The following is a 12,803-nucleotide window of genomic DNA, read 5'->3' on the forward strand; positions in this document are numbered from 1 at the left end:
CCTACAGTTAGATCGGTATAGGGTCTGGTTACAGCGCCGTTGGGGCTCTCTCACACAAGGTATTGAGCGCCTTCGCCCACTGTGGATCATCATTCAGGCACGGCACCAGCACCAGCTCCTCGCCCCCGGCCTCGCGGAACTGCTCCAGGCCGCGATCGCCGATTTCTTCCAGGGTCTCGATGCAGTCGGCGACAAACGCCGGGCACATCACCAGCAGCTTTTTCACACCTTGCTGTGCCAACGCCTCCAGGCGCGCTTCGGTGTAGGGTTCGATCCATTTGGCGCGGCCCAGGCGCGATTGGAACGCCACCGACCATTTATCTTCCGGCAAGCCCAGGCGCGCGGCAAAGTCACGGGCGACGCTGAAGCACTGCGCGCGATAGCAAGTCTTGAGCACCTCGGCGGAGGCGTTCTTGCAGCAGTCGGCATCCTTGAAGCAATGCTGGCCGGTGGGATCGAGTTTGGTCAGGTGGCGCTCAGGCAAGCCGTGGAAACTCAGCAGCAGGTGGTCGTAATCCTGTTCCACATAAGGCCGCGCGCTTGCTACCAGGGCGTCGAGATATTCGGGCTGGTCGTAGAACGGTTGCAGGATCGAGAACTGCACATCGAGCTTTTTATCGCGCACCACGCGCCTGGCTTCCTCGATGACGGTGGTCACGGTGCTGTCGGCGAACTGCGGGTACAACGGCGCGAGGGTGACTTTCTGAATGCCCTGGGCGGCGAGGCGGGTCAGCACGCTTTCAATCGACGGTTCGCCGTAGCGCATCGCCAACTCAACCGGGCCCTGGGTCCATTGCGCAGTCATCTGCTGTTGCAGGCGGCGGCTGAGCACCACCAGCGGCGAGCCCTCGTCCCACCAGATGGAGGCATAGGCGTGAGCCGATTGCTCGGGCCGCTTGATCAGGATCAGCGAGACCAGCAGACGCCGCACCGGCCACGGCAGGTCGATCACGTAAGGGTCCATCAGGAACTGATTGAGGTAGCTGCGCACATCGGCCACCGAAGTGGACGCCGGTGAGCCCAGGTTGACCAGTAACAACGCGTGATCCGTCATGCAACATCCTATCTCTAGAGGCGGCTGGACACGTCATCCAAAGCCGCGCGCAATTCAGTGAACTGGAAAGTGAACCCGGCCGCCAGCAACCGCTCTGGCAAGGCCTTTTGCCCGCCCAGCAACAGGCCGGACAACTCGCCCAGCCCGACCTTCAACGCAAAGGCCGGCATCGGCATGAACGCCGGGCGGTGCAACACCTGGCCCAACGTCTTGGCGAACTCACGGTTGCGTACCGGGTGTGGCGCGCAGGCATTATACGGACCGCTGGCGTCAGGCTTGTGCAGAAGAAAATCAATCAGGGCGATTTGATCCTTGATATGGACCCATGGCATCCACTGCCGACCGGTGCCGATCGGCCCGCCCAGCGCGAGTTTGAACGGCAGCAACAGCCGCGACAAAAAGCCGCCCTCTGCGGCCAGCACCAGGCCGGTACGCACCAGCACCACACGCACGCCCAACGCTTCGGCGCGCTGGGCGGTTTCCTCCCAGGCAATACACAACTGGCTGGGGAAATCGTCCTGCACCGGGCCGCTGGCTTCGGTGAGTTCTCGCTCGCCGCCGTCGCCATACCAGCCCACCGCCGAACCGGAGATCAACACCGAGGGTTTCTGTGCCAGGCCTTCCAGCCAGGCCAGCAGGGTTTCGGTAAGGCCGATACGGCTGCTCCACAACAGCGCCTTGCGCTTATGGGTCCAGGGACGGTCCGCAATAGCCGCGCCCGCCAGGTTGACCACCGCATCCACCGGGCCGATCACCTCTTGCAGGCGCCCCACACCCAGGACCTGGTCGCCACACAAACGGGCCACCTGTTCCGGATCACGACTCCACACGGTCAAGCGGTGACCCTGGGCAAGCCAGTGTCGGCAAAGTTGGCGGCCAATCAAACCAGTACCGCCGGTCAGCAAAATGTGCATGGGATCTTCCTCATGTAACGTTTGCCGCCCATCGCTAGTCTATTTTATAAGCAGGGACCATTTGTAATCGGGCGTAACGCAGGTTCAAGCCTCAGCTTTAACCATAGGTCACGCCGTAAGAACAGGTAAGCCAAAACTTATACCAAAAAACAATATTGTACAGCTATTGGTGTCGGCGTAGTCTGTACCCAACGGTAAAACGAGGCCTCCCATGACTGTTCCCATCGCGATCATTGGCACCGGCATCGCCGGTCTCTCCGCCGCCCGAGCGTTAAGAGACGCTGGGCACGTTGTACAACTCTTCGATAAAAGCCGCGGCAGTGGTGGCCGCATGTCCAGCAAGCGTAGCGACGCCGGCGCGCTGGACATGGGTGCGCAGTACTTCACCGCCCGCGACCGCCGCTTCGTCAACGAAGTGCAGCGCTGGCAAAGCAACGGCTGGGCCGAGCAATGGAAGCCCCAGCTGTACAACTTCAAGTCCGGCCAACTCACCCCGTCTCCCGATGAACAAATCCGCTGGGTCGGCACGCCGCGCATGAGCGCGATCACCCGCGCCCTGCTCGATGACCTGCCGGTGGAGTTCGGTTGCCGCATCACCGAAGTGTTCCAGGGCAAACAGCACTGGAACCTGCTGGACGCCGACGGCGAAAACCACGGCCCGTTCAGCCACGTGATCATCGCCACACCCGCCCCGCAAGCCACCGCGCTATTGGCCGCCGCGCCCAAACTGGCAAGTGCCGCCGCCGGCGTGAAGATGGACCCGACCTGGGCCATCGCCCTGGCGTTCGACAAGCCCCTGGATACACCCATGCAAGGCTGCTTCGTGCAAGACAGTCCCCTCGACTGGCTGGCGCGAAACCGTAGCAAACCCGGACGCGACACCATCCTCGACACCTGGGTGCTGCACGCCACCAGCGCCTGGAGCAGGGACCACCTGGACCTGCCCAAGGAAGCCGTGATCGAACACCTGCATGGCGCCTTCGCCGAATTGCTGCACAGCGCCATGCCCGCCCCGTCGTTCAGCCTCGCGCATCGCTGGCTGTACGCGCGACCGTCCAGCGCCCATGAGTTCGGCGTGCTGGCCGACGCCGACCTGGGCCTGTACGTGTGTGGCGACTGGTGCCTGTCGGGCCGCGTCGAGGGTGCCTGGCTCAGCGGCCAGGAAGCCGCGCGACGCTTGATCGAGCACCTGCAATGAACCGCATCAACCCCGCTAAATTGCTGCTGTCGAAGTGGACAGCAGCGCACCCCCGCAACAAGGAAAAACACTTTTTGGTCACCGAGCTGATCCGTGACGAAGAAGGCACCGTGCTGGAAATCGACCTGCAAGCCGTCATGACGCGGCGCACCGAAAGACTGGCGTGGCAAAGCCTGCAGAACGCCGAGGACTGGCAGATCGGCTGGAAATAACCTCCGCGAAAAATACTTGTACAAAATATTTGACTTGTACAGCATCAAACCTATGATGAGATTTAGTTGTACAAGTTTTTAGTCTTGTACAGGAATCTTGTAGAGGTTTGGCCATGTCCCACTCCGGTAAGCCAAAGATCGCGATCAGCGCCTGCCTGCTTGGCGAAAACGTGCGCTTCAACGGCGGGCATAAACAATCCCTTCTCTGCAGCCAGACGCTCAGCGACTATTTCGAGTTCGTACCGCTGTGCCCAGAAGTCGCGATTGGCCTGGGCATCCCCCGCGAACCGATTCGCCTGGTAGGCGATCCGGCGCACCCGCAAGCCGTGGGCACCGTGCACCGCGAGCTGAATGTGACCCAACCGCTGGATGACTACGGCCAGCAGATGGCCGCCGCGCATACCGACCTGTGCGGTTACATCTTCATGCAGAAGTCACCGTCCTGCGGCCTGGAGCGAGTCAAGGTCTACCGCGACAACGGCACGCCGGTGGATGGCGGCGGGCGCGGCATCTACGCCCAGGCGTTTTGCTCGCGCCACCCCAACCTGCCGGTGGAAGAGGATGGTCGGCTGAACGACCCGGTGCTGCGGGAAAACTTCATGACCCGCGTCTTTGTCTACGCCAGCTGGCAACAACTGCTCGCCGAAGGGCTCAGCCGTCATCGCCTGCTGGCCTTCCATTCGCGCTACAAATACTTGTTGATGGCCCACAGCCCGGCGCACTACAAAAGCCTCGGCCACCTGCTGGGCAGCATGACCCGGAGCACCGACCTCGACGCCTTGGCCACCGGCTACTTCAGCGAACTGATGAGCGGCCTGCGCAAGTGCGCCACTCGGGGGACCCACACCAATGTGCTGCAACACATCAGCGGCTACCTCAAGCAAGCCATCAGCGCCGACGACAAACAGGAAATGCAGACCGTCATCGGCCAGTACCACCAGGGGATCGTGCCACTGGTGGTGCCGCTGACCTTGCTCAAGCATCACTTTCGCCAACACCCGGACCGCTACATCGCGCAGCAGGCGTACCTGCAACCGCACCCGGAAAATCTCAGCCTGCGTAATGCGATCTAACCTATGAAAGCCGCCCTGCAAGACGAAACCGGCGACGACATCGCCCAAGCCCTCGAAGACGGCTGGCTGCCGATTCGCGAAGTGGCGCGCCAGACCGGCGTCAACGCCGTGACCCTGCGCGCCTGGGAACGCCGCTATGGCCTGATCGTGCCCCAGCGCACGCCCAAGGGCCATCGGCTGTTCAGCGCCGATCACGTGCAACGCATCCACACCATCCTGACCTGGCTCAATCGCGGCGTGCCGGTCAGCCAGGTCAAAGGCCTGATCGACTCTGCCCAAGCCCTTCCAGAGACTGTCGAGAATGAGTGGCACGGGTTGCGCCAGAACCTGTTGAATGCCATCAGCGAATTGATCGAACGCCGGGTCGACGACGTCTTCAACCAGGCCATGGCGCTGTACCCGCCGCGCACGTTGTGCGAGCAATTGTTGCTGCCGCTGCTGCAGGACCTGGAGCAGCGCTGGCAAGGCCAGTTCGGCGCGCAGATGGAGCGGGTGTTTTTCCTGTCCTGGCTGCGCAGCAAATTTGGCGCACGCATTTATCACAACAACCGCCAGTTGCAGGGCCCGCCGCTGCTGCTGATCAACCAGTCCGACCTGCCGCTGGAGCCGCACCTGTGGCTCAGCGCCTGGCTGGCCAGCAGTGCCGATTGCCCGGTGGAAGTCTTCGATTGGCCACTGCCCGCCGGCGAATTGGCCCTGGCCGTGGAACACCTGCAACCGCGCGCGGTGCTGCTGTATTCGAGCAAGGCCCTCCACTTGTCGGCGCTCGCAAAACTATTGAGCGGCGTCAGTGGCCCAAAGTTGATCGTCGGACCAACGGTATGCATCCACCAGGCCGAGTTAGCCGTATTAACCCGTGACACCCCTGAATTGTTCGTGGCCGAAGACCCCTTGTCGGCCCACCAGATACTGATCCAGCGTGGACTTCTTTAAATGCATTTGATCTGGCTGCGCACCGACCTGCGCCTACACGACAACACCGCCCTCGCCGCCGCCTGCCAGCGCGGCCCGGTTGCAGCCGTGTACCTCATCACGCCGGAGCAATGGCTGGCCCACGATGATGCGCCGTGCAAAGTCGACTTCTGGCTGCGCAACCTGCAGCACTTGAGCCAGGCCCTGGGCAAGCTGAATATCCCCCTGCTGATCCGCCACGCCGCCACCTGGGATCAGGTGCCCGCCGCGCTGGGCAAGCTGTGCCACGAGTTGTCGGTGCAGTCGGTGCACGTCAACGAGGAATACGGCATCCATGAAAGCCGTCGCGATGCGGCAGTGGCCAAGGCCCTGGAGGCCGATGGCGTCAGCTTTCACAGCTACCTGGACCAGCTGTTTTTCCAACCCGGCAGCGTGCTGACCAAGACCGGCACGTACTTCCAGGTGTTCAGCCAGTTCCGTAAGGTCTGCTACACCCGCTTGCACAGCGCCCTGCCGCGCCTGGTCGCGACGCCGAAGGCCCAGGCGCCTGTCCCGCTGAAAAGTGATCCGGTCCCCGAGCAGGTCGACGGGTTCGCACCACCCAGCGAGACCTTGCGCGCCCTCTGGCCCGCCGGCGAAGAGGAAGCCCGCCGCCGCCTCGACGCCTTCGCCGACCAGCAGATCAGTTACTACAAGGACGAGCGCGACTTCCCGGCCAAGCCCGGCACCAGCCAGCTGTCCGCCTACCTCGCGGCGGGCGTGGTGTCGCCGCGCCAGTGCCTGCACGCCGCGTTGCAAACCAACCAGGGCGAATTCGAAAGCGGCGATATCGGCGCCATCACCTGGATCAACGAGTTGCTCTGGCGCGAGTTCTACAAGCACATCCTGGTCGGCTATCCAAGGGTGTCTCGCCACCGCGCCTTCCGCCCCGAGACCGAGGCGGTCGCCTGGCGTGACGCGCCCAAGGACCTCGCGGCCTGGCAACAAGCCCGCACCGGGCTGCCGATCATCGACGCGGCCATGCGCCAACTGCTGGAAACCGGCTGGATGCACAACCGCCTGCGCATGGTGGTCGCGATGTTCCTGACCAAGAACCTGCTGATCGACTGGCGTGAAGGCGAGCGCTTCTTCATGCGTCACCTGATCGACGGCGACTTGGCGGCCAACAACGGCGGCTGGCAGTGGAGTTCCTCTACCGGCACCGATTCGGCGCCGTACTTCCGGATTTTCAGCCCACTGAGCCAATCGGAAAAATTCGACAGCGAAGGCGTGTTTATCAAGCATTGGCTGCCGGAACTGGCCGCGCTGAATAAAAAGGAAGTGCATAACCCCGAGGCAGTCGGCGGCCTGTTCGGCGTGGCGGATTACCCGCGCGCCATCGTCGACCTGAAAAAGTCCCGCGAACGCGCCCTGGCAGCCTTCCGCAGCCTGCCTTCACGCCAGGAGGTCGCCGAACATGAGTGATTTCCTGCGCCGCTTCGCCCAGGCTTTTTCCACCCTCGACAAACACAACCTGCACCTGCTCGACAGCCTGTACAGTCAGGACATCGCCTTTACCGATCCACTGCACGAGGTGCAGGGATTGCCCGCGATGCACCGCTACTTCGCCGAGTTGTACAGCAACGTCAGCCAACTGCGCTTCGACTTCCACGGGTTCGACCAGGTGGCCGAAGGCGAAGGCTACCTGCGCTGGAAAATGAGCTTTACCCACCCGCGCCTGGCCAACGGCAAGGTCATCCGCGTGGAGGGCTGTTCGCACCTGATGTGGCGTGAAAAGGTCTACCGCCATCGCGATTACTTCGATGCCGGCGCCCTGCTCTACGAACACCTTCCCGTACTGGGCAGCGTCGTCAACTGGCTGAAGAGGAGAATGGGATGAACGCACTGCCGCCCCGTCGTTATTGGCTGACCGGCGCCAGCAGTGGCATCGGTGCCTCGCTGGCCGTGGAGCTGCTCAACAGCGGCGCCCATGTGGCGCTGAGTTCGCGCAGCAAAGGCCCGCTGCAGGCCCTCGCCCAACGTTTTCCCGGACAAGTGCTGGTGGTGCCTGGCGACCTGACCAACAGCCAGACTGTGCGCGAGATCGGTGAGCAGATCGCCGCGGCCTGGGGTTCGCTCGACACGGTGATCCTGAATGCGGGCACCTGTGAATACGTGGACGCCCGGCAATTCGACGCGTCGATTGTCGAACATGTGGTGCGCACCAATTTGCTCGCCAGCAGTTATTGCATCGAAGCCGCGCTGCCGTTGCTGCGTGCCGGGCGCACCCCGCATCTGGTCGGCGTCGCCAGTGCCGTGACCTACCTGCCGATGCCGCGTGCCGAGGCGTATGGTGCGTCCAAAGCCGGGCTGCGCTACCTGTTCGAATCGCTGCGCATCAGCCTGTCGCCGGAAAACATCGACGTCACGGTGATCAGCCCAGGCTTCGTCGACACCCCGCTGACTGAGCGCAACGATTTCCCGATGCCCCTGAGCTGGTCCGCCGACAAAGCCGCGCGGCACATCTTCGCCAAGTTGGAAAAACGCCCACTCGAGATTGCCTTCCCGGCGCTGTTTATCGCCACCCTGTGGCCGCTATCGAAACTGCCCAACCGTGCCCAGTTGATCATCGGCAAGCGCATGCTGCGCAGCCCGCCGCCGCAGAAGGACGACCTGTGAAGATCGCCATTATCGGCAGCGGCATCGCCGGGCTGACCAGCGCCTACCTGCTCAGCCGTCGCCACGACATCACGCTGTTCGAAGCGGGCGACCGCATCGGCGGGCATACCCACACGGCCAATGTGACGGTCGAGGGTAAAAGCTACGCGGTGGACACCGGTTTCATCGTATTCAACGACTGGACCTATCCCAATTTCATCCGCCTGCTGGGGCAGGTCGGGGTGGCGTTCAAGCCCACCGAGATGAGTTTTTCGGTGTGCGACGAGAACGCCGGGTTCGAGTACAACGGCAACAACCTCAACAGCCTGTTCGCCCAGCGCCGCAATATCCTGTCGCCAGGCTTCTGGGGCATGTTGCGCGATATCCTGCGCTTCAATCGCCAGGCGCCGCTGGACCTGCAGGAGCAGCGCATCAGCGCCGAAATGACCCTGGGTGACTACCTTGAGGCCGGCGGGTATGGCCCGCGCTTTATCCGGCACTACATCGTGCCGATGGGCGCGGCGATCTGGTCGATGTCCCTGCAGGACATGCTGGGGTTCCCGCTGCAGTTCTTTGTGCGCTTCTTCAAGAACCACGGCCTGCTCTCGGTGAACAACCGCCCGCAATGGTGTGTGATCGAAGGCGGATCCAGCCGCTATATCGAGCCGTTGACCCGCAGCTTTAGCGAACAGGTGCGTCTCAATTGCCCCGTGCACCTGGTCGAGCGCGACGCCGAGGGTGTGGTTATCCACAGCGCGGCCGGCACCGAAGCCTTTGACAAGGTGGTGTTCGCCTGCCACAGCGACCAGGCACTGGCGTTGCTCGGCGACCCGAGCCAGGCCGAGCAGGAGATCCTCGGCGCCCTGCCCTATGCCGACAACGATGTCGTGCTGCACACCGACACCCGCCTGCTGCCCGACCGCAAGCTGGCCTGGGCCAGCTGGAATTATCGACTGACCGGCAACATGCAGACCCAGGCGGCCGTCACCTACGACATGAACATCCTGCAAGGCATCGACAGCGCCACCACGTTTTGCGTCAGCCTCAACCAGACGCCAATGATCAACCCGCTGAAGATCCTCGCCCGCTATACCTACGCCCACCCGCAATACAGCCTCGCGGCGGTGGCGGCCCAAGGTCGTTGGGAAGAACTTTGCGGTACGCGCAACACCTTTTACTGTGGCGCCTACTGGGCCAATGGTTTCCATGAAGACGGCGTAGTCAGCGCCCTGCGCGTGGCGCAAGCCTTCGGGGAGGCCCTGTGAACAGCGCCCTGTACAGCGGCTGGATCGCCCATCGTCGGTTTGCGCCCAAGGCCCACGCCTTTCGCTACCGCATCGGGCTGCTGTACCTGGACTTGAGCGAAGAAGAGCAAGTGCTCGGGCTCTCGCCCCTGGCCGGCGCGAGTCGCCTGGCGCCCTTCGGTTTTCGCCAGCAGGATTACCTGCGTGAATTGACGCGCCACGGCATGAGCTTGACCGCCGCCGTGCGCCAGGAAGTCGGCAAGGCGCTGGGGCGTACCCCCCAGGGCGTAATCTGCCTACTGACCCAGGCCCGCAGTTGGGGCCTGGCTTTTAATCCGGTGAGTTTCTTCTACTGCTTCGAGGCCGACGGACGTCTGGCCGCGATCCTGTGCGAAGTGACCAACACCCCTTGGCGCGAGCGCTATCACTACGTGCTGCCGGCCCAGGCCCTTGGCGCGGATGAGCACCAGCATTTCGCCGTGGCCAAGGCGTTTCATGTGTCGCCGTTCTTGCCGCGCGACCTGGAGTACCGCATGAGCTTCAGCCCGCCCGCCGCCAAGCTCGGCGTGCACATGGCCGATTGGCAAGGCGAGCTGAAAGTCTTCGATGCCACGCTGAGCCTGCACAAGGAAACACTCACCCGCGCCAGCTTGCACCGCTACCTGTGGCGCTTTCCGTGGATGACCGCCAAGACCTGCCTCGCCATCTACTGGCAGGCCTTGCGCCTGTTGCTCAAACGCACACCGATTTTTTCCCATCAGGCCGCCGATGGCGCCTCTCGCACCGCAGTCGGGTATACCAAGGATCGCCGCCATGAAATCCCCTAGCTTATCGGTCAAGACCAACCGCCTGAACGTCAACGGCCTGACCAGTGCGCTGCTGCGCAAAGGTGTGCTGCGCCAACTCAGCCAACTGCGCCATGGCCAGTTGGTGGTGATCGAGGATGGCGAGCGCCAAGTGTTCGGCGCACGCGAAGCGCACCTGCTGGGCGAGATCCAGATTCTCGACCCGGCGGTGTGGGGCCTGGTGGCGGCCAACGGTTCCATCGGCGCCGGCGAGGCGTTTATCCACGGCTACTGGAGCAGCCCGGACCTCACCGCAGTGGTGCGCGTGATGGTCAGCAACCTCGATGTGCTCGACGCGATGGAAGGTGGCCTGGCGCGCCTCGCACGGCCGTTCACCCAAGGCCTGCACTGGCTCAACCGCAACACGCGCAAGGGCTCGCAGAAAAACATCGCGGCCCACTACGACCTGGGCAACGACCTGTTCGAAGAATTCCTCGACCCGACCATGATGTACTCGGCCGCGCAGTTCCTGACCGCCGACGACAGCCTGGAACAGGCGCAACTGAACAAGCTCGAGCGTATCTGCCAGAAGCTCGCCCTCAAACCCACCGACCACTTGCTGGAAATCGGCACCGGCTGGGGCAGCATGGCGCTGTATGCAGCGCAGCATTACGGCTGCAAGGTCACCACCACGACCTTGTCCAAGGAGCAGTTCGCCTACACCGAAAAACGCATCGCGGCCCTCGGCCTGCAAGGCCAGGTCACGCTGCTGCTGCAGGACTACCGCGACCTGACCGGCCAGTACGACAAGCTGGTGTCCATCGAGATGATCGAAGCGGTGGGCCATCGTTTCCTGCCGACCTACTTCAAGCAGTGCGCGCACCTGCTCAAGAGCGACGGCCTGATGTTGCTGCAGGCCATTACCATCCGTGAGCAACGTTTCGAGCAGGCCAAGAACAGCGTCGACTTTATCCAGCGCTATATCTTCCCCGGTGGCGCCCTGCCCTGCGTGCAGAACATGCTGCAGATCGTCAGCCGCGACACTGATATGAACCTGCTGCACATGGAGGATTTCGGCCTGCATTACGCGCGAACCCTGCGCCTGTGGCATGAGAACTTTCGCCGCGCCCAGGGTCGCCTGACGGAGCTGGGCTACGACGAATACTTCCTGCGCTTGTGGGAGTTTTACCTGTGCTACTGCGAGGGCGGCTTCATGGAGCGCACCATCGGTACCGCGCAACTGCTGCTGGCCAAGCCGTCGGCCATCAACCCACCGCTGCTTGGCCGCTTCAGTGCTTAAGACCGTGGCCAATGCCGTGCTCTTCCAGTGCGGCTGGTTTGCCTGTGTACTGGGTGGGGACAGCCTCTGGCTGCTGGTGGGACTGGCGGTACTGGCCCTCCATCTGCTGTGGATAAGTGCCTGGTCCCGCGAAGGCCAGGCGATTCTCGCCGTGACCCTGCTGGGGACAGTCATCGATACGTCACTGGGCTCCTTCGGCGTGTTTCACTTCGGCGCGCCCGGGCCGTTGATTCCCTTCTGGTTGATTGTGCTGTGGGCGCTGCTGGCCACGACCTTGCGCCATTGCCTGGCCTGGAGCGCCCAGCCCTGGTGGCGTGCCAGCCTGCTGGGCGCGCTGGGTGGGCCGTTGTCGTATTACGCAGGCAGCCAGTTGGCCGGGGTCAGTTTTGGCTACGGCACTGCCGCCACCCTGATCGGCCTCGCCCTGCTCTGGGCCGTGATATTTCCGGTCTTGCACTGGATTGCCGGGCAACTGGCGCACTGACGTCCGTCAGAGCAGTCATACGCGCATCGTCGCCTTGCCTTACACTGCACGCCTATGACCAACATCCCCCATACCCAAATCACCGAACCCGCCGTTACCTGCTCGACGTGCGCGGCCTGCTGCTGCCAGCTGGAAGTGCTGCTGATCACGGACACAGGCGTGCCGGAGCGCTATATCGATACGGACGATTGGGGCGGCGAAGTCATGCTGCGCCTGGACGATGGCTGGTGCGCGGCGCTGGATCGGGACACGATGATGTGCACGATCTACGAGCGGCGGCCGCTGATTTGCAGGGAATTCGAGATGGGCGCGCCGGAATGCCTGACCGAGCGCGAAGGCATTGCAACAGCGTATCGCTGATTGAACTACAGCCTGCAGGAGCCGGCTTGCCGGCTCCTACAGGAATGTGTGTTTAGAGCGGCATGGTGTAGTGCAGCGAGTAGCTCTCTACGCCGTCGTTGTTGCTGCTGATCCCGGCATTGGAGTAGTGGGTGGCGCGAATGCCCACTTCATGCCCACCGGTAAAGCGCAGGCCGAAACCCAGGCGGTCTTCGAACTGGAAGGCCTGGCCGATGTTGTTGTCTTCCAGGCGCGTGCGGGAGAACACCGCCACACCGATCCCCGCCTCGATATAAGGCTTCACCGACTGTCCGGCGAATTCATACACAAACACCGGAGAGAACGACAGGCTGCTCGCGCCTGCACGGTCGTCGCCTTCCCAATAGGTGTAGGCACCGCTCCAGTAGCCGGTCAGGCGACCGACATCACTTTGCATCCAACTCTTGTCCCAATCCGACGTCAGCCCCAATCGGTAAGTGAGCGTCGAATCACTGGTGGCCCCCAGGCCAAACTCAAGTCCAGCGGCCTGCGCCGAAAAAGAGTGTCCCACCACAGCGGCCGCAATCGCAGCCAAACAGAACAAGCGCTTCATAAGAAACATCCTTTCCGAACGAAGTTATATGGTTTTGTACAGGCAATCCCGCTATAGAA

Annotated in this window: 15 protein-coding genes; 12 read left to right on the forward strand and 3 right to left on the reverse strand. The window is 62.7% G+C overall.

Features of this window, described 5'->3' with window-relative positions:
• Window positions 1–28: 28 nt before the first annotated feature.
• Together hemH and AC07SI_RS02460 are read right to left on the reverse strand one after the other, a co-directional pair.
• Window positions 29–1,054, reverse strand: coding sequence for a ferrochelatase (hemH, locus tag AC07SI_RS02455; RefSeq protein ID WP_065900526.1), 1,026 nt, complete (start codon window positions 1,052–1,054; stop codon window positions 29–31).
• Window positions 1,055–1,068: 14 nt separating this feature from the next.
• On the reverse strand, window positions 1,069–1,968 hold the full coding sequence (locus AC07SI_RS02460) for a TIGR01777 family oxidoreductase (RefSeq protein ID WP_495005000.1): 900 nt from the start codon (window positions 1,966–1,968) through the stop codon (window positions 1,069–1,071).
• 211 nt (window positions 1,969–2,179) lie between these two features.
• Here AC07SI_RS02460 and AC07SI_RS02465 point away from each other — a divergent pair, with 211 nt between their 5' ends.
• The 12 genes from AC07SI_RS02465 to AC07SI_RS02520 all read left to right on the forward strand — a co-directional run bounded on the left by AC07SI_RS02465 (window position 2,180) and on the right by AC07SI_RS02520 (window position 12,173).
• A complete protein-coding gene (locus AC07SI_RS02465; protein WP_495005001.1) occupies window positions 2,180–3,166 on the forward strand; it encodes an NAD(P)/FAD-dependent oxidoreductase in 987 nt (328 codons plus the stop codon).
• Complete coding sequence (locus tag AC07SI_RS02470; RefSeq protein ID WP_065900523.1) at window positions 3,163–3,378, forward strand: TIGR02450 family Trp-rich protein; 216 nt, start codon at window positions 3,163–3,165, stop codon at window positions 3,376–3,378. Before AC07SI_RS02465 ends, AC07SI_RS02470 begins: the two co-directional genes overlap by 4 nt.
• A 113-nt stretch (window positions 3,379–3,491) precedes the next feature.
• The gene (locus AC07SI_RS02475) at window positions 3,492–4,451 is read left to right on the forward strand and encodes a YbgA family protein (RefSeq protein WP_282396225.1); all 960 of its coding nucleotides are present in this window, start codon (window positions 3,492–3,494) and stop codon (window positions 4,449–4,451) included.
• Window positions 4,452–4,454: 3 nt separating this feature from the next.
• Entirely contained in the window at window positions 4,455–5,384 is a 930-nt protein-coding gene (locus AC07SI_RS02480; RefSeq protein ID WP_065900520.1) for a MerR family transcriptional regulator, read from the forward strand.
• Window positions 5,385–6,827, forward strand: a complete 1,443-nt coding sequence (gene phrB, locus AC07SI_RS02485; RefSeq protein ID WP_495005002.1) for a deoxyribodipyrimidine photo-lyase — start codon at window positions 5,385–5,387, stop codon at window positions 6,825–6,827.
• The gene (locus AC07SI_RS02490) at window positions 6,820–7,242 is read left to right on the forward strand and encodes a nuclear transport factor 2 family protein (protein WP_065900516.1); all 423 of its coding nucleotides are present in this window, start codon (window positions 6,820–6,822) and stop codon (window positions 7,240–7,242) included. Before phrB ends, AC07SI_RS02490 begins: the two co-directional genes overlap by 8 nt.
• The gene (locus AC07SI_RS02495) at window positions 7,239–8,021 is read left to right on the forward strand and encodes an SDR family NAD(P)-dependent oxidoreductase (RefSeq protein ID WP_065900514.1); all 783 of its coding nucleotides are present in this window, start codon (window positions 7,239–7,241) and stop codon (window positions 8,019–8,021) included. The genes AC07SI_RS02490 and AC07SI_RS02495 overlap by 4 nt, the downstream gene beginning before the upstream one ends.
• Window positions 8,018–9,265, forward strand: a complete 1,248-nt coding sequence (locus AC07SI_RS02500) for an NAD(P)/FAD-dependent oxidoreductase (protein WP_495005003.1) — start codon at window positions 8,018–8,020, stop codon at window positions 9,263–9,265. Before AC07SI_RS02495 ends, AC07SI_RS02500 begins: the two co-directional genes overlap by 4 nt.
• Window positions 9,262–10,071 (forward strand): DUF1365 domain-containing protein, encoded by an 810-nt coding sequence (locus AC07SI_RS02505; protein WP_065900510.1) that lies wholly within the window; start codon window positions 9,262–9,264, stop codon window positions 10,069–10,071. The genes AC07SI_RS02500 and AC07SI_RS02505 overlap by 4 nt, the downstream gene beginning before the upstream one ends.
• Entirely contained in the window at window positions 10,058–11,329 is a 1,272-nt protein-coding gene (locus AC07SI_RS02510) for a class I SAM-dependent methyltransferase (RefSeq protein WP_495005004.1), read from the forward strand. Before AC07SI_RS02505 ends, AC07SI_RS02510 begins: the two co-directional genes overlap by 14 nt.
• The gene (locus AC07SI_RS02515; RefSeq protein ID WP_495005005.1) at window positions 11,322–11,813 is read left to right on the forward strand and encodes a DUF2878 domain-containing protein; all 492 of its coding nucleotides are present in this window, start codon (window positions 11,322–11,324) and stop codon (window positions 11,811–11,813) included. Before AC07SI_RS02510 ends, AC07SI_RS02515 begins: the two co-directional genes overlap by 8 nt.
• Window positions 11,814–11,867: 54 nt before the next feature.
• Complete coding sequence (locus tag AC07SI_RS02520) at window positions 11,868–12,173, forward strand: YkgJ family cysteine cluster protein (protein WP_065900507.1); 306 nt, start codon at window positions 11,868–11,870, stop codon at window positions 12,171–12,173.
• A 52-nt stretch (window positions 12,174–12,225) separates the two neighbouring features.
• Here AC07SI_RS02520 and AC07SI_RS02525 read toward each other — a convergent pair whose 3' ends face one another.
• Window positions 12,226–12,744: an acyloxyacyl hydrolase gene (locus AC07SI_RS02525; protein WP_065900506.1), complete on the reverse strand. Its 519-nt coding sequence runs from the start codon at window positions 12,742–12,744 to the stop codon at window positions 12,226–12,228.
• Window positions 12,745–12,803 lie beyond the last annotated feature (59 nt).

The sequence above is a fragment of the Pseudomonas sp. GW821-FHT05D12 genome (genome assembly GCF_059419825.1).